Source organism: Demequina silvatica (assembly GCF_000971215.1).
Classification (GTDB): Bacteria; Actinomycetota; Actinomycetes; order Actinomycetales; family Demequinaceae; genus Demequina; species Demequina silvatica.
This window is the reverse complement of sequence record NZ_BBMA01000008.1, coordinates 116,285-131,817: the sequence shown is the minus strand read 5'-3', so window position 1 is coordinate 131,817 and position 15,533 is coordinate 116,285. Positions and strand designations below refer to the sequence as shown.

Below are 15,533 nucleotides of genomic sequence, written 5' to 3'. Positions count from 1 at the left end.
GCGTACTCCCATCCAAGGCGGCCTCGCACGCCTCGACCTCGACCACCCCGACACCGAAAGCGACGCCGCATGACCGGGGGAGAGCTCCGCCCTCCGTCGGGTCAGAGCGCGGCGCGGTACATCAGCTCCACGAGCTCGCCGCCGGGGCCCTCGAGCGTGCGCCGCAGCCCGCCCTCCGCGAGGCCCGCGGAGGTGAGGAAGGCGCGCCGCGCATCGTCCCCTTCGAGGGACCAGGCGCGCACGTCCTCGCGGCCCTGGAGGCGCAGCGTGTCGATGCACGCGGACAGCAGGCGCGAGCCGTGGCCGGCGCGGCGGTGCTCGGGTGCGACCTCGAGCGCCATGATCTCGCCGGGCGTGATCGCCGCGAAGCCCACCACGCGCGGACCGTCGCACGCCACGAACACCCGGTGGTCGCGGGACGGCGGCGCCACGATCGCGGCGGCCCACTGGGCGAGCACCTGGTCCGCCGGCAGCGCGTCCGCGGCCTCGCCCATCCAGTCGCGCCACGCGGCGAGCTGGATCGCGGCGATCGCGTCCTCGTCGCCGGGGACGGCGGGGCGGGCGGAGACGTCGGCGTGGATCATGCGGACCAGCCTAGGGCGGCTCAGCCCCACCCGAGCGCGCGCAGCCCCGCCGCGACGCCCGCCGCCGCGACCACGACCACGATGAACGGCGCCCGCCGCCACAGCAGCACCGCCGCCACCGCGAGCGCGGCGACGCGTGCGTCGACCACCAGCGAGCGACCCGACGCGAACGTCTGCACCGCGACCAGCGCGGACAGCAGCGCCACCGTGACGAACGCCGCGATCCGGTGGACGCGGGGGTTCTCGAGCCATGACTCCGGAACGGAGTGGCCCGCATGCTTGGTGGCCCAGGACAGCACGCCCGCCGCGACGATCGCGACCCACATCCACGCGTATGCGCTCACTCGGGCACCTCCTCGGGCCTCGGGTGGCCCCAGCCGGCCGCGATCGCGACAAGAGCGGCGGCGAGCACCGGCACGCCGGGCGGCGCGACGGGCGTCAGCGCGAGCGCCAGGAGGGACGATGCGGCGGCCACCGCCCGCGCACGACGGTGGGCCAGGCGCGGCCACACCAGGGCGAGGAAGGCTGCGGCGGCCGCGGCGTCGAGGCCCCAGTCCGCGGGGTCGCCGATGCGCGAGCCCAGCAGCGCGCCCAGCAGCGTGATCGCGTTCCACGCGACGAACACACCGACCCCCGTCCACCAGAAGCCGGCGCGCCGTGCCGGGAGGTCCTCGGCAGGCTGGGCGAGCGCGACCGCCGTGGACTCGTCGATGGTGACCTGGGCGGCCCACGCCTTGCGCCAGCCGCGCATGGGACGCAGCACCGGCGCGAGGCCCACGCCGTAGAACCCGTTGCGCAGGCCGAGGAAGGCGGAGGTGGCGACCGCGGCGCCGGCGCCGCCTCCCGCGCCGATGACGCCCACGAACGCGAATTGCGACCCGCCCGAGAACACCAGCAGCGACAGCGCGCACGTCTGCCAGACGTCGAGGCCCGCCGCCACGGAGAGCGCCCCGAAGCTGATGCCGTACGCGCCGGTGGCCACCGACACCGACAGCGCCTGCTGGCGCGTGCGGTCGAGCGTCAGGCGCGCCACGCGAGCTCCGTGCCGTCCGCATCGGCGAGGCGGGGGAGAGGGGCGGACCGTAGCGGCTCCCGGTCGAGGGACGCCTCGTCCGCGACCCAGCGCTCCATCTCGAGCTCGTCGTCGGTGTCGAGGGTGCGCCCCACATGGGTGAAGCCCGCACGTCGCGCGACCGCCCCGGAGCGCGGGTTGTCCGGCCGGTGGAGGATCTCGATCGTGTCCGCGGCGGCGTAGTCGAGCGCGACGCGTGCGAGCGCGATCACCGCCTCGGTCACCAGCCCGCGGCCCTCGTGGGACGCCGCGATCCAGTAGCCGATCTCGAGGCCCGGACGGTCGTCGAGCGGGTGAAGGCCCGCGCTGCCCAGGTACGCGCCGCTCGCGCGGTGGAACAGCCCCATGGTGAACTCGACGCCTGCCTCGTGGGCCGCGATGTTCTCGGTGACCTTCGCCGCACGCTCCTCGGGCGAGGAGGGGGCGCCCCGCGCCCATGACAGCGACGCCGCGAGGCGGTCGCGGTTCGCCTCGATCACCCGGTGGACAACCGCGGCGTCCTCCGCGCGGAAGCGCCGGATGACCAGGCGCTCCGTCTCGATCACGGCGGGCACGGGCCACACGCGCCAGTCCAGCTCCGCGCCATCCTCGTCGCGGAGGACGGGCAGGGGCGCCGACGCCGCGGGTTCGCGGGTCAGCGTGGAGAGGTCCGCGGTCCACACCGCGAGCTCGACGGCGCCGCGTGTCTCGATGCCGCGGCGCTCGAACCCGCACCGCTCCGCGACGGCGTTCGACCGGCTGTTCGCAGGCTCGGCGTGGATCTCGACGCGCGCCGCCCGCGCGCGCAGGAGCGCGACGGCCGTGAGCGCGATCACGGCCTCGCTCACGAGCCCCTCTCCCTGGCGGTCCGCACGGATCCAATACCCGATCTCGAGCGCGTCGGGCCCCACCCGCGTGTGGAGGCCCGCGCCTCCCACGAAGCCGCCCGTGGCGCGGTCGAACATGCCGAAGGAGAAGTCGGTGCCCGCGTCGAACGCGGTCGCGAACTCGGCGACCTTGGCCGCGCGCTGCTCGATGGTCTGCGGCTCGAGCGGCGCCCACGGGATGAACGGCAGCAGGTGGTCGACGTTGGCGAGGATCGCCTGGTGCATCGCGGGGACGTCGGCGGCTTCGAGCCGCCTGATCACCAGCCGCTCGGTCTCGATGCGGGCGGGCACGGTCCAGGTCATGGCGTTCATCCTGGCATCCCGCCGTGGGGCCATCGGGCGCGCGACCGGCACCGCGTCAGTCCTGGCGGTGGCGCTCCGACGGCACGTACGTGACGAACCGGTAGGTGAGACCCGACGCGGACACCGCCGGCTCGGTGGCGGCGTCGACCGCCCAGTCCTCGGGAGGCAGCGAGGGAGCGAACGTGTCGCCCTCGACCACCGCGTCGATCTCCGTCACCTCGAGCGCGTCCGCATGCGCGAGCGCCTCCGCGAACAGGCCCGCCCCGCCGATCACCCAGCGCGCGCCGCCCGGGACGTGCTCGGCGGCCACGGCCAGAGCATCGTCCAGCGAGGTCGCACGGAAGGCGCCCTCCGCGACCTCGCCCGAGGTGACGACCACGTTGACCCGGCCTGGAAGCGGCCGGAAGCGCGGCGGCAGCGACTCCCACGTGCGGCGACCCATGATGACTGCGTGGCCGCGGGTGAGCGCCTGGAAGCGGGCGAGGTCCTCGGGCAGGTGCCACGGCATGGCGCCGTCGAGCCCGATCACCGGACGTCCCGCGGCATCGTGCGCCTGGGCCCAGATGGCCTTGACGGTCACGGGCGCGCTCAGACGGCCACGGGCGCCTTGATGCCCGGGTGGTGCTGGTAGTTCTCGATCACGACGTCGTCGATGTCGTAGTCGAACAGCGACTCACGCTCCGCGAGCCGCAGCGTCGGGTACGGGAACGGCTCGCGCGCGAGCTGACGCTCCACCTGCTCGACGTGGTTGGAGTAGATGTGGCAGTCCCCACCGGTCCACACGAAGTCGCCGACCCCGAGCCCGGTCTGCGCCGCGATCATGTGCGTGAGCAGCGCGTACGAGGCGATGTTGAACGGCACGCCCAGGAACAGGTCCGCGGAGCGCTGGTACAGCTGGCAGCTGAGCTTCCCGTCGGCGACGTAGAACTGGAACAGCGCGTGGCAGGGCGCGAGGGCCATCCGAGGGATGTCCGCGACGTTCCACGCCGACACGATCAGGCGACGCGAGTCCGGGTTCGCGCGGATCTGCTCGACCAGCTCCGTGATCTGGTCCACGTGAGCACCGTCCGGCGTGGGCCAGGACCGCCACTGGTAGCCGTACACGGGCCCCAGCTCGCCGTCCGCGTCCGCCCACTCGTCCCAGATGGTGATGCCGCGATCCTGAAGCCAGCGCACGTTGGTGTCGCCGCGCAGGAACCACAGCAGCTCGCCGATCACGGAGCGCGTGTGGACGCGCTTGGTGGTGATGAGGGGGAAGCCCTGCGACAGGTCGTAGCGGAGCTGACGGCCGAACACCGAGACGGTGCCGGTGCCGGTGCGGTCGCCCTTGGGGGTGCCGGTCGCCAGCACCTCGCGCAGCAGGTCCTCGTACGGGGTGGGGATGGTCACGGGTCCAGGGTACGGCGGCCCGCCGACAGGACGCCGTACGCCGTGCGGGAGACGGGACGATGCGCTTGACTGGGCCGCAGGGACACCCGCCGGGGTCAGGGGGCCGGGATGGACGTGCAGGGACTCGCCGAGGTCGCCGACGCGCAGCTCGAGCTCGCCCGAGCCGAGTCGAGCGGCCGGCACTCCGTCACGCTCATGGGAGACAGGGACAGCGACCTGCGCCAGACGGTGATCGCGCTGGCGGCCGGCCACCGGCTCCACGACCATGAGAGCCCCGGTGAGGCGACCCTCCAGGTGCTGCGCGGCGACGTCGAGCTCACCACCGCGAGCGCCGACGAGACCCTCGGCGAGGGCGACTACCTGGTCATCCCGCCCGAACGGCACGGCCTCACCGCCGTGACCGACTGCGCGGTGCTGCTCACCGTCGCGACGCGTGCGTGAGCGCCGGCGGCGACCCCGGAGCATGCCCGGCGCGCGGTAGGTTTGGCCCATGACTTCCACCTCCCGCCCGTTCGGCACTGTGCTGACCGCGATGGTCACCCCGATGCACGAGGGAGGGGCGCTGGACCTCAAGGCCGCGCAGGAGCTGGCGCGGTTCCTGGTGGCGCACGGCTCCGACGGCCTGGTCCTCTCCGGCACCACCGGCGAGGCCCCGACCACGCACGCGCCGGAGAAGGTGGATCTCATCCACGCGGTGCGCGAGGCGGTGGGTCCCGACGTCACGATCCTCACCGGTGCGGGGTCCAACGACACCGCCCACGCGGTCCGCATGGCCGAGCAGGGCGAGGAGGCCGGTGTCGACGGCATCCTCGCGCTCACCCCGTACTACTCCAAGCCGTCGCAGGCGGGCGTGGTCGCGCACTTCCGCGCCATCCTGGGCGCGACGGGTCTGCCCGCGATGCTCTACGACATCCCGGGCCGCACCGCGCTCGCGATCTCCGACGAGTCCTACGACGAGCTCGCCTCCCACCCGCGCGTGGTGGCCGTCAAGGACGCGACGGGCGGCGTCGAGAACGCCAAGGCCCGCATCGAGCGCACCGGTCTCGCCTGGTACTCCGGCGACGACCCGCTCACCCTCGACTTCCTCCGGGCCGGCGCCGTGGGCGTCGTGTCCGTCTCGTCCCACGTGGTGGGGCGGGAGATCGCGGCGATGATCGCCGCGCACGACTCTGGCGACACGGCCGAGGCCGACCGCCTGCACGAGTCGCTGCTCCCGGTGCACCAGGCCGTCTTCACCGGCCCGGGCGCCACCAACGCGAAGTCCGCGCTGCACTGGCTCGGGGTCATCCCCAGCCGCGCGATGCGCCTTCCGCTGCTTCCCAACACGCCGGCCGAGCACGACGCTCTCATCGCGAGCCTCGGGGCCGCCGGCATCCATCCCTGACGGAGACTTCATGACCTTCAACCCCGACCTGCTGCCGCCGCCCGCCCTCGAACCCGGCACCCTGCGCCTGGTCCCGCTCGGCGGGCTCGGCGAGGTGGGCCGCAACATGCACGTCCTCGAGCTCGACGGGCGCCTGCTCATCATCGACTGCGGCGTCCTGTTCCCCGAGGACCACCAGCCCGGCGTGGACCTGATCCTGCCCGACTTCGGCTACATCGAGGACCGTCTCGACGACGTCGAGGCGATCGTGCTCACGCACGGTCACGAGGACCACATCGGCGCCGTGCCCTACCTGCTGCGCATGCGCCGCGACATCCCGATCCTCGGCTCGCAGCTCACCCTCGCGTTCGTCGAGGCGAAGCTGCGCGAGCACCGCATCAACCCCGTGACCCTCGCGGTCAAGGAGGGCCAGCGCGAGAAGCTCGGCGTGTTCGACCTCGAGTTCCTCGCGGTCAACCACTCGATCCCCGACGCGCTCGCCGTCTTCGTGCGCACCTCCGCCGGCACCGTCCTCAACACCGGCGACTTCAAGATGGACCAGCTGCCGCTCGACGGCCGCATCACGGACCTGCGCGCGTTCGCCCGCTTCGGCGCCGAGGGCGTCGACCTCTTCCAGGTGGACTCCACCAACGCCGAGGTCCCCGGCTTCACCACCGCCGAGGTCGAGATCGGCCCCGTGCTGGACCGGCTCTTCGCGCAGGCCACCGGCCGCATCGTGGTCGCGTCCTTCGCCAGCCACGTCCACCGCGTCCAGCAGGTCATCGACGCCGCCGAGTCGCACGGCCGCAAGGTCGCCTTCGTGGGGCGCTCGATGGTGCGCAACATGGGCATCGCCGCGGACATGGGCTACCTCCGCGTGCCCGACGGCATCCTCGTGGACCCCAAGAAGGCCGACGACATGCCCGGCCAGCAGGTCGTCTACATGTCCACCGGCTCCCAGGGCGAGCCGATGGCGGCCCTCAGCCGCATGGCCACCGGCGACCACAAGGTCACGGTGGGCGACGGGGATCTGGTGATCCTCGCATCGTCCCTCATCCCGGGCAACGAGAACGCGGTGTTCCGCGTCATCAACGGCCTCATGCGCCTGGGCGCGACCGTGGTCCACCAGGGCAGCGCGCGCGTCCACGTGTCCGGCCACGCGAGCGCGGGCGAGCTGCTGTACTGCTACAACATCCTGCGTCCCAAGAACGTCATGCCCATCCACGGCGAGGTGCGCCACCTGCTGGCCAACGGCCACCTCGCGATGAAGACGGGCATCCCGCACGACAACGTGATGTTCGCCGAGAACGGCACCGTGGTCGACCTCAAGGGCGGCGTCGCCCGCGTGGTCGGCGCGGTCGAGGTGCACAACGTGTACGTCGACGGATCGTCGATCGGCGAGATCACCGACGCCGAGCTCAAGGACCGCCGCATCCTCTCCGAGGAGGGCTTCGTGTCCGTGTTCGCGGTGGTCGACTCGACCAACGGCCGCGTGGTCTCCGGCCCCGAGGTGCACGCCCGCGGCCTCGCCGAGGACGACTCGGTCTTCGACGCGATCCTGCCCGACATCAAGCGCGCCATCGAGGAGGCCGCCCGCGGCGGCTCCACCGACACGCACCAGCTCCAGCAGATCGCGCGTCGCGTGCTCGGCCGGTTCGTCGGCACCAAGCTGCGCCGCCGTCCCATGATCATCCCGGTGGTGGTCGAGGCCTGACGGCTCTCCCGCATCGTCCCTCGGGACGATGCGGGGGCCGGGCGGGGTGGCAACCTCGCCTTGTCGGTGGGGGGCGCTACCGTGCTGTGCCATGGCACAGACGCGACAGACCCGACCCGCGACGAAGGCCGCTTCCCCGAAGCGCACCTCGTCGTCGAGCTCGCGCGCCGCCCAGCAGGATCGTCGACCGCCGGCCGTGCTGCGCGGCGTCGCTGCGATCGGCCGCGGCACCGCGAACGCCGTCGGTTCGGGCGTGCGGGGGATCGGCCACGGCGCGCGCGACGTGCCGCCCGCCGTGCGCCGCGACGGCCAGGCGATCATCCTGGTCATCCTGGCGATCCTCATCGCCGCGCGCGAGTGGTTCCAGCTGTCCAGCTGGGCCGGCACCGCGATCCACTTCGTGGCCGCGGGCCTGTTCGGCGTGCTCGCCTACGGGCTCCCCGTGATCCTCACGGTCATCGCGGTGCGCCTCATGCGCGCGCCGCAGGAGGAGAACGCGAACCACCGCATCACGTTCGGCGCGCTCCTGCTCGCCATCACCGTGGACGGCATCATCCACATCGCGCACGGGCGTCCCAGCCCGGCGTACAGCATGGAGGCGCTGCAGGAGGCCGGCGGCATCCTCGGCTGGGCGATCGGCACGCCGCTCGCGGGTCTGGTGACCGCGCCGCTCGCCGTCGTGGTGCTGGTCCTGCTCGCCCTGCTGTCCGTGCTCATCATCTTCGGGATCTCGCTGCGCGAGGCCGCGGCCTGGGTCGCCGAGGTGGCGCACAAGGTGCGCCACGACGGCGCGACGGACGCCGCCGACGCGGACGAGCTCGACCTGCCCGAGCACCGCACGCTCGAGCGGCCGGGCGACGCCGAGCCGAAGCGCCCGAAGCACAAGCGTTCGGGCCGCGCCAAGCGGCTCCTCGAGCGCGCCTTCCACGGGGACCCGCCCGCCGAGGACACGCTCGACTCGTACGAGGCGGACGAGGCCTTCGCGCACGCCGCCACGGTCGACCACCGCGACTTCGACGAGATCATCGACCCCGACGCGCACCGCCGCGCCGTGACCGAGCAGATCTCGCCCTACGCGGTGCCCGAGGAGGACCCGGCCCCGTGGGACGACGCGCCGTGGGACGAGCCGGCCGCCGCATCGTCCCCCGACGCCACCACCCAGCTCATCGCCGTGCCCGGCGAGGACACCGCCCCCGCGGCGCCCGCGACCACGCACATCGTGCCGCCGGGGGAGCAGGGCGAGCTCGAGGACTCCCGACCGTACCTGCTCCCGTCGCTCGAGCTGCTGGTCAAGGGCGCCCCGCACAAGGAGCGCTCCGCCGCCAACGACCGCGTGGTGGCCGCGCTCACCAGCGTGCTCGAGCAGTTCGGGGTGGACGCCGAGGTCACCGGCTTCACGCGCGGGCCCACGGTGACGCGCTACGAGGTCGAGCTCGGCGCCGGCGTCAAGGTCGAGAAGATCACGCAGCTGAGCAAGAACATCGCGTACGCGGTCGCCAGCGCGGACGTGCGCATCCTGTCGCCCATCCCCGGCAAGTCCGCGATCGGCATCGAGATCCCCAACGTCGACCGCGAGACGGTCGCGCTGGGCGACGTGCTGCGGTCCCCGGTCGCGGCACGCAACGACCACCCGATGGCGATCGGCATCGGCAAGGACGTCGAGGGCGGCTACGTCATGGCGAACCTCGCGAAGATGCCCCACCTGCTGGTCGCGGGCGCCACGGGCGCCGGAAAGTCGTCGTTCGTCAACTCGATGATCACGTCGATCCTCATGCGTGCGACGCCCAACGAGGTCCGCATGGTCCTGGTCGACCCCAAGCGCGTCGAGCTCACGATCTACGAGGGCATCCCTCACCTCATCACGCCCATCATCACCGACCCCAAGAAGGCCGCGCAGGCCCTCGAGTGGGTGGTGAAGGAGATGGACATGCGCTACGACGACCTGGCGCTGTTCGGCTTCAAGCACATCGACGACTTCAACAAGGCCGTGCGCGCGGGCAAGGTCAAGCCGCTGCCCGGCTCCGAGCGCAAGATCAAGACGTACCCGTACCTGCTGGTGATCGTCGACGAGCTCGCGGACCTCATGATGGTTGCTCCCCGCGACGTCGACGAGTCGATCCAGCGCATCACGCAGCTCGCGCGCGCCGCCGGCATCCACCTGGTGCTCGCGACCCAGCGCCCGTCCGTCGACATCATCACGGGCACCATCAAGGCCAACGTGCCGTCGCGCCTCGCGTTCGCGACCTCGTCGCTGGCGGACTCCCGCGTGGTGCTCGACATGCCGGGCGCGGAGAAGCTGATCGGCCAGGGCGACGCGCTGTTCCTGCCCATGGGCGAGTCCAAGCCGATGCGAGCGCAGGGCTCGTGGGTATCGGAGTCGGAGATCCACGCCGCGGTCGAGCACGCGAAGCGGCAGGCCGATCCCGACTACCGCGACGACGTGGTGGCACCGGCCGCCGGCGCCGCCGTGGTCGCCGAGGACATCGGCGACGACCTCGAGGACCTGCTCGCCGCCGCCGAGCTGGTCATCACCACGCAGCTCGGATCGACGTCGATGCTGCAGCGCAAGCTCAAGATGGGGTTCGCGAAGGCGGGCCGCCTCATGGACCTCCTCGAGACCCGCGAGATCGTGGGCCCGTCGCAGGGATCCAAGGCTCGTGACGTTTTGGTCACACCTGACGAGCTGGTGTCCACTCTTGCTGTCCTACGAGGGGATTCTGGCGCTACGGTGGGCACCACCAACACGCACCAGCCTGAGGACGGGGAATGGGTGGAGTCCTAGACCTCTTCGCGCAGCCGGCCTTCGTGGCCGTCGTCGGCGCGCTCCTCATCCTGCTCGCGCTGAGCGCGTTCTACTTCTTCTGGAGGTCCGGCCGGGAGCGCGTCGCGCGCGACGCGGCGCTCGCGCAGGAGCGCGCGCTGCGCGGCCAGTTCGAGGCCGTGATGACGTCCTCCCGCGACGGCGTCATCATCCTCACCCAGGCCGGCGAGGTCGCGCTCATGTCGGACACGGCGTGCACCATCCTGGGACTGCGCCAGTCCGACGTGGTGGGCATCCCGCTCACGCGGCTGCCGCTGCGCTCCGTCGACGCGCACATGCGTCCCACGCTCGCCGCGGAGGCGTTCTCCCGGACCGAGGACGGCCGCCCCCGCGTCGTGGGCGTGCCCGGCCGGCGCGGCGTCGACGACATCCGGTGGCTCCACGTGCGCTCGCGCCCGGTCGAGGACGTCGAGGGCGGACGGCCGCTCACCATCGTCACGGTGATGGACACCACGGGGCTGCGCGAGGCCGCGGAGGCGATCAGCCGTTCGGACGCTCAGTTCCGGCGCGCGATGGAGAACGCTCCTACCGGCATGGCGCTCGTGGACCTCGAGTGGCGCCTCATGGAGGTCAACCGTGCGTTCGCGGAGATGATGGGCTCGACGGTCGCGGCCCTGCGCGGCACGCCGTTCAGCGCGCTGTCGCACCCCCAGGACCTCCATGCCGAGCGCGACCAGCTCACGCGCCTGTACGACGGCCACCAGAACCACTTCTCCGTCGAGAAGCGCTACGTGAAGACGGACGGCAACGTGGTGTGGGCCGTGCTCGACGTGGGCCTGGTGCGCTACGCGGGCGGCGCGCCCGACCATTACGTGGTGCAGGTGCGCGACACCACCGAGGTGCGCATGCGGTCCGAGCTGATGCAGCACCGCGCGATGCACGACCCCCTGACGGGCCTCGCCAACCGCAACCTGTTCCACGAGGTCCTCGACGACCTCCTCGCGCAGCCCGACGCCGACTCGCGCGTGGGCGTCATCGCGGTCGACCTCGACGGCTTCAAGGGGCTCAACGACCGGTTCGGCCACGCGATCGGCGACAACGCGCTGGTCCACGTCGCCGGCGTGCTGCGCGCCGCGACCGGCGGCCGCGGCACCGTCGCCCGCCTGGGCGGCGACGAGTTCGTCATCGCGGTCCAGGACCCCGACTGCTCGAAGGCGCTGTTCGAGATCGCCGCCGCGATCCACGACGGCCTGCGCTCGCCCCTGGGCGTCAAGCGCCACCAGATCCAGCTCGCGGCCTCCCTGGGCATCGCGATGGCGGACGAGGACACCGTCGCCGGGGGAGGCGCGTCCCTGCTGAGCGCCGCGGACGCCGCGATGTACCGCGCCAAGGCCGCCGGCAAGAGCCGCACCGAGGTGTACGAGCCGTCGATGCGCATCGCCGACGACAACCAGTCGGCGCTCGCCGCTGAGCTCGCGCGCGCCATCGAGAACGGCGACCTGGTGCTCCACTACCAGCCGATCCTCGAGCTCGCGACGCGCACCGTCGTCGGCTACGAGGCCCTGGTGCGGTGGCAGCACCCGACCCGCGGGCTGCTCCTGCCCGGCGCGTTCCTGCCGCTCATCAGCGACCGCGGCCTCGCGGCCACCGCCGGCGCGGCTCTGGTCGAGCAGGCCGCGCAGTTCCTCGAGCGCTCGCCCTCGGACACCGTGTGGGTGTCCCTCAACGTGTCCGCCGACCAGCTGGGCGACTCGTCCTTCGCGGACGGCGTGCTCGCGGCGATCGGCCGCCACCACCTCAGCCCGCAGCGCGTGGTGGTCGAGCTCACCGAGGCCTCCCTGGTCAACCCCAACACCCGCATCAGGCACGAGCTGACCGAGCTGCGCAACGCCGGCGTCCCGATCCTCCTCGACGACTTCGGCACCGGCGTCTCCCCGCTGTCCTACCTGCGCGACCTCCCGGTCTCGGGCGTCAAGCTCGACATGTCCTTCGTCGCAGGCATCCCCGAGGACCCCGCCGGCGCCCGCGTGTCCCGCGCCCTGGGCGCGCTCGCCCGCGAGCTCGGGCTGGCCACCATCGCCGAGGGCATCGAGACCGAGGCGCAGGCCCAGTTCCTGGCCGACTGCGGCTGGCGCTACGGCCAGGGATGGCTGTTCGGCGTCGCGCAGCCCGCAGCGACCGCGCTGTCGCAGCACCCGCACACCGGCACCAGCCTCATCGACCCGCGACCCGCCGAGCCCGACCCGGTCTACGGCGACCGCTGAACCCGCGCATCGTCGCTAGGCGCCGCCCGCGCGGGGGAGAGCCGTGACCCGGTCGGCGAGCGCCTGGATGGGCTGGCTGCGGCGCGGGGCCTGATCGCCCACGGCGTCCGCGACGGCGGCGATCCGCGACGCCACCTCGGCGCCGGACAGCGTCCCCGTGCCGCCGCGGATGTCGGTGAGGACGTGCACCGCGTGCCGGTCGAGACGGTCCACGGTGGTGCCGGTCCAGGCCGGCTTCACCGTGACCTCGCCGTCGGGGTCGACCGTGACGGTCGCGGAGAGCAGCACGCCGTTCTGCGTGGCGGCCACGCAGCATTCGGTGCTCTGGTTCGACAGGAAGTTGCCCAGCCCGAACGCCGTCCACATCCCCGCGCCCGAGGGCCCGCCGGCGAGCAGCTCGATGGGCTGCGGCACGTGCGCGTGGTGGCCGATGTACAGGTCCACCTGACCCGAGTCCGCGATCCTCTGCGCGATCGCGCGCTGCGCGTCCGTGGGCGCGGTCTGGTACTCGACGCAGCAGTGCACCGAGGCCAGCACCACGTCCGCGCCCTGCTTCCGTGCCTGGCGTGCCGCGTCGATCACCGGCTGCGGGTCAGCCGCGTCCGCGTCGAACAGGTCCACCTCCCACGGCGAGGCCACCGGCATCCCGTTGGTGCCGTAGGAGAAGCTCACGTGCGCCACGGTGACCGTGCGGCCGCCCGACGTGACCTCGTACATGGCGGTGGTCGCGGCCTCCTTCTTGGTGCGCGCAGTCCCCGTCGCCTGCAGGCCGTGCCGCTCGAACGCGTCGAGCGTCGCCTTCACGCCGGCCGTGCCGCGGTCGACGCTGTGGTTCGACGCGGTCGAGCAGCCGTCCCATCCCACCTTCCCCAGGTCGCGGACCAGCGCCGCGGCCGTGGAGAACAGCGGGTACCCGGACGGCTCGACGCCCTCGGGGGACACCGGGACCTCCATGTGGCACAACGCGAGGTCCGCGCTCTCGATGTACGGCCGCACACCCGCCATGAGCGCCGCGAAGTCGTAGCCGTCCGCCGTGCGTGCCGAGTCGATCACCGGCGTGTGCGGCAGCACGTCGCCCGCCGCGACCAGGGTGAAGCGGACCGCCTCGGGCGTCGGCGTCACCGACGGGACCGGCTCGGGGGTGGACGATGCGGTGGGCCCGGCCGTCGCATCGTCCCCCGCGCCGGTGGTCGCCACGGGCGAGGCCGCCGGGGTCTCCGGCGCCTCCGCGCCGCCCCGCGCGCCGCCCACGCCGATCGCGACGCCCGCGAGCAGCCCCACGAGGGCGAGGCCGCCCACCCACGCCATGACGACGAGCGGGCGGGCACGGCGGTAGCGAGCGGGCATGCCTCCAGTATCCCGGCGCGCGCGACCCGCCCCGCGACGCCGGGCCGCGCACCCGCGGAAGGCACACGCGCACTAGGGTGTGTGCCGTGACCTCCGCTGTTCCCAACGTGCTCACCGTCGCCCGGCTCGTCATGGTGCCGGTGGTGCTCGTCCTGCTCGCGGCCGACGCGGGCGAGGAGGGGCCGATGCGGTGGTGGGCCTTCGCGCTCTTCATCCTGGCGGCTGTCACCGACTTCTTCGACGGCTACCTCGCGCGCCGATGGGGCGTGGTGAGCCCGTTCGGCAAGCTCGCGGACCCGATCGCGGACAAGGCGCTCGTGCTCGGCGTGCTCGCGGTGCTGGTGGTGGTCGACGGGATCCCCTGGTGGCCCGTCGCGATCATCGCGGTGCGCGAGCTGTGGGTCACGGTCGGCCGGCTGCTGGTCGCGTCCGACACCGTCATCCCCGCCTCACCCGGCGGCAAGGTGAAGACCATCGCCCAGCTCATCGCGATCGGGATGTACCTGGCTCCCGGCATGCCCGCCTGGATCGACACCGCGGCGTGGTGGGTGCTGCTGCTCGCGACGGCGATCGCGGCGGTCACCGGCGTCGACTACACGGTGAAGATCCTCCGGGCCGCCCGAGGCCAGCGCGCCGACGGCCATGCCGCTGCCTGACGAGGTCGTCGCGGCGCTCCTCGCGCGGGGGGCGACCGTCGCGACGGCGGAGTCGCTCACCGGGGGAGCGGTGTGCTCCGCGCTCGTCTCCGTCCCCGGCGCGTCGGCCGTGGTGCGCGGGGGGATCGTCGCCTACACCGCGGACATGAAGGCGCGGCTGCTCGGGGTCGACCCCGCCCTGATCGCCGCCGCCGGGGTGGTGTCCGGGGAGGTCGCGGAGGCGATGGCGCGCGGCGTGCGCGAGGCCACCGGGGCGACCCTCGGCGTCGCGACCACCGGCGTCGCGGGGCCGGAGCCGCACGGCGGCGCGCCCGTGGGCCGGGTCCACGTGGCGGTCTCGCGATCCGCGGGGGAGACCAGCAGCCGGCATGACATCACGGGCGGCCGCGAGGCCGTGCGAGCGGGCGCGGTGGACGCCGCCCTCGCCCTGGTCCTCGAGTCCCTTGCGGGCGATGTCACATTGATGTAACCCCCACGCGACGGCGGCGGAACAAGGGTGGGGTATGGTGCGTTGTGTCAGCATGGACAAGGGCCGCATGACAGTGATGAGGGGAGGCCGCATGCCTGTGCTTCGCAACGAGATCGGCGAGGTTCTGCGCGACGCGCGCCTCACGCAGGGCAAGACCCTGCGCGACATCTCCTCCGGCGCGCGCGTCTCCCTCGGGTACCTCTCCGAGGTGGAGCGCGGTCAGAAGGAGGCCTCCTCGGAGCTCCTCGCGTCGATCTGCGAAGCCCTCGACATGCCCATGTCGACCATCCTGCGTGAGGTGTCCGACCGCTTCGAGGCCGCCGAGTCGCTCGCGGGCGTGTCCGTGATGCCGTCGATCCCCGACACCGTGCCCGAGCTGCTCAGCTCGATGCGCTCCCGCTAGGGACGTGCGCCTCAGCGAGTTCTGGTTGCTGGCCGACGCGGTCTTCGGCGACGCGTACGCGCGCACGCTCGCGCGGGAGCTGTCGCTCGACGAGTTCGACTCCCTCACGCCGGCGGCCGCGCTCGAGGCGGGCCATGCGCCCCGCGACGTGTGGCATGCCTGGTGCGAGCAGATGAGCGTGCCCCTCCACCTGCGCGACGGCGGTGACCGCGAGCGGATGGTGCCGCCGCCGCGCTGAACGCCCCCGGCGTGTCGTTTCCCTTCGAACAGTTGTTCGATATAGCGTGGTCCACAGGACACCACGCGGCGGTGCTCCTCCCCAGCCGGGGACCGTGCCGCCGC

16 protein-coding genes are annotated in these 15,533 nt (G+C 72.9%); 9 read left to right on the top strand and 7 right to left on the bottom strand.

The window, feature by feature from the left end; all coding sequences use genetic code 11:
• Positions 1–101: 101 nt before the first annotated feature.
• Genes AOM05_RS11895 through AOM05_RS11870 form a run of 6 tightly spaced genes read right to left on the bottom strand, consistent with a single transcriptional unit; the run spans position 102 to position 4,214 of the window.
• Positions 102–584 (bottom strand): GNAT family N-acetyltransferase, encoded by a 483-nt coding sequence (locus AOM05_RS11895; protein WP_062294294.1) that lies wholly within the window; start codon positions 582–584, stop codon positions 102–104.
• A 20-nt stretch (positions 585–604) separates the two neighbouring features.
• On the bottom strand, positions 605–910 hold the full coding sequence (locus AOM05_RS11890; protein WP_062522532.1) for an AzlD domain-containing protein: 306 nt from the start codon (positions 908–910) through the stop codon (positions 605–607).
• Positions 911–924: 14 nt separating this feature from the next.
• Positions 925–1,617, bottom strand: coding sequence for an AzlC family ABC transporter permease (locus AOM05_RS11885; protein WP_062522504.1), 693 nt, complete (start codon positions 1,615–1,617; stop codon positions 925–927).
• Entirely contained in the window at positions 1,605–2,825 is a 1,221-nt protein-coding gene (locus tag AOM05_RS11880; RefSeq protein ID WP_062522502.1) for a GNAT family N-acetyltransferase, read from the bottom strand. The genes AOM05_RS11885 and AOM05_RS11880 overlap by 13 nt, the downstream gene beginning before the upstream one ends.
• A gap of 55 nt (positions 2,826–2,880) precedes the next feature.
• Positions 2,881–3,405 (bottom strand): dihydrofolate reductase, encoded by a 525-nt coding sequence (locus AOM05_RS11875; RefSeq protein WP_062522500.1) that lies wholly within the window; start codon positions 3,403–3,405, stop codon positions 2,881–2,883.
• A gap of 8 nt (positions 3,406–3,413) precedes the next feature.
• Entirely contained in the window at positions 3,414–4,214 is an 801-nt protein-coding gene (locus AOM05_RS11870; protein ID WP_062522498.1) for a thymidylate synthase, read from the bottom strand.
• Between the two features lie 108 nt (positions 4,215–4,322).
• On the opposite strand from AOM05_RS11870, the gene AOM05_RS11865 reads away from it, so the two are divergent.
• The 5 genes from AOM05_RS11865 (at position 4,323) to AOM05_RS11845 (ending at position 12,316) form a co-directional block, all read left to right on the top strand.
• Positions 4,323–4,655: a cupin domain-containing protein gene (locus AOM05_RS11865; protein WP_062522496.1), complete on the top strand. Its 333-nt coding sequence runs from the start codon at positions 4,323–4,325 to the stop codon at positions 4,653–4,655.
• A 49-nt stretch (positions 4,656–4,704) separates the two neighbouring features.
• Positions 4,705–5,598, top strand: coding sequence for a 4-hydroxy-tetrahydrodipicolinate synthase (gene dapA, locus AOM05_RS11860; RefSeq protein WP_062522495.1), 894 nt, complete (start codon positions 4,705–4,707; stop codon positions 5,596–5,598).
• Between the two features lie 10 nt (positions 5,599–5,608).
• Positions 5,609–7,291, top strand: coding sequence for a ribonuclease J (locus AOM05_RS11855; protein ID WP_062522493.1), 1,683 nt, complete (start codon positions 5,609–5,611; stop codon positions 7,289–7,291).
• Positions 7,292–7,382: 91 nt separating this feature from the next.
• Complete coding sequence (locus AOM05_RS11850; RefSeq protein WP_082097495.1) at positions 7,383–10,073, top strand: FtsK/SpoIIIE family DNA translocase; 2,691 nt, start codon at positions 7,383–7,385, stop codon at positions 10,071–10,073.
• Positions 10,058–12,316 (top strand): EAL domain-containing protein, encoded by a 2,259-nt coding sequence (locus tag AOM05_RS11845; protein ID WP_082097494.1) that lies wholly within the window; start codon positions 10,058–10,060, stop codon positions 12,314–12,316. Before AOM05_RS11850 ends, AOM05_RS11845 begins: the two co-directional genes overlap by 16 nt.
• 15 nt (positions 12,317–12,331) lie before the next feature.
• Here the strand turns inward: AOM05_RS11845 and AOM05_RS11840 are convergent, their stop codons facing one another.
• On the bottom strand, positions 12,332–13,663 hold the full coding sequence (locus AOM05_RS11840; protein WP_228373289.1) for a CapA family protein: 1,332 nt from the start codon (positions 13,661–13,663) through the stop codon (positions 12,332–12,334).
• 86 nt (positions 13,664–13,749) lie between these two features.
• Between AOM05_RS11840 and pgsA the strand changes: the two genes are divergently transcribed.
• The 4 genes from pgsA to AOM05_RS11820 all read left to right on the top strand — a co-directional run bounded on the left by pgsA (position 13,750) and on the right by AOM05_RS11820 (position 15,429).
• On the top strand, positions 13,750–14,319 hold the full coding sequence (gene pgsA, locus AOM05_RS11835; RefSeq protein ID WP_062522491.1) for a CDP-diacylglycerol--glycerol-3-phosphate 3-phosphatidyltransferase: 570 nt from the start codon (positions 13,750–13,752) through the stop codon (positions 14,317–14,319).
• On the top strand, positions 14,306–14,788 hold the full coding sequence (locus tag AOM05_RS11830) for a CinA family protein (protein ID WP_062522489.1): 483 nt from the start codon (positions 14,306–14,308) through the stop codon (positions 14,786–14,788). Before pgsA ends, AOM05_RS11830 begins: the two co-directional genes overlap by 14 nt.
• Before the next feature lie 91 nt (positions 14,789–14,879).
• The gene (locus AOM05_RS11825) at positions 14,880–15,191 is read left to right on the top strand and encodes a helix-turn-helix domain-containing protein (protein WP_062522487.1); all 312 of its coding nucleotides are present in this window, start codon (positions 14,880–14,882) and stop codon (positions 15,189–15,191) included.
• A gap of 4 nt (positions 15,192–15,195) precedes the next feature.
• Positions 15,196–15,429 (top strand): DUF3046 domain-containing protein, encoded by a 234-nt coding sequence (locus AOM05_RS11820; RefSeq protein ID WP_062522485.1) that lies wholly within the window; start codon positions 15,196–15,198, stop codon positions 15,427–15,429.
• The last annotated feature ends 104 nt before the right edge of the window (positions 15,430–15,533 follow it).

What these genes read in the sequence shown, in the direction of transcription:
- AOM05_RS11895 (WP_062294294.1), bottom strand. Translation starts at nt 584, where the DNA reads ATGATCCACGCCGACGTCTCCGCCCGCCCCGCCGTCCCCGGCGACGAG.
- AOM05_RS11890 (WP_062522532.1), bottom strand. Translation starts at nt 910, where the DNA reads ATGTGGGTCGCGATCGTCGCGGCGGGCGTGCTGTCCTGGGCCACCAAG.
- AOM05_RS11880 (WP_062522502.1), bottom strand. Translation starts at nt 2,825, where the DNA reads ATGACCTGGACCGTGCCCGCCCGCATCGAGACCGAGCGGCTGGTGATC.
- AOM05_RS11865 (WP_062522496.1), top strand. Translation starts at nt 4,323, where the DNA reads ATGGACGTGCAGGGACTCGCCGAGGTCGCCGACGCGCAGCTCGAGCTC.
- dapA (WP_062522495.1), top strand. Translation starts at nt 4,705, where the DNA reads ATGACTTCCACCTCCCGCCCGTTCGGCACTGTGCTGACCGCGATGGTC.
- AOM05_RS11855 (WP_062522493.1), top strand. Translation starts at nt 5,609, where the DNA reads ATGACCTTCAACCCCGACCTGCTGCCGCCGCCCGCCCTCGAACCCGGC.
- AOM05_RS11850 (WP_082097495.1), top strand. Translation starts at nt 7,383, where the DNA reads ATGGCACAGACGCGACAGACCCGACCCGCGACGAAGGCCGCTTCCCCG.
- AOM05_RS11845 (WP_082097494.1), top strand. Translation starts at nt 10,058, where the DNA reads ATGGGTGGAGTCCTAGACCTCTTCGCGCAGCCGGCCTTCGTGGCCGTC.
- AOM05_RS11840 (WP_228373289.1), bottom strand. Translation starts at nt 13,663, where the DNA reads ATGCCCGCTCGCTACCGCCGTGCCCGCCCGCTCGTCGTCATGGCGTGG.
- AOM05_RS11830 (WP_062522489.1), top strand. Translation starts at nt 14,306, where the DNA reads ATGCCGCTGCCTGACGAGGTCGTCGCGGCGCTCCTCGCGCGGGGGGCG.
- AOM05_RS11825 (WP_062522487.1), top strand. Translation starts at nt 14,880, where the DNA reads ATGCCTGTGCTTCGCAACGAGATCGGCGAGGTTCTGCGCGACGCGCGC.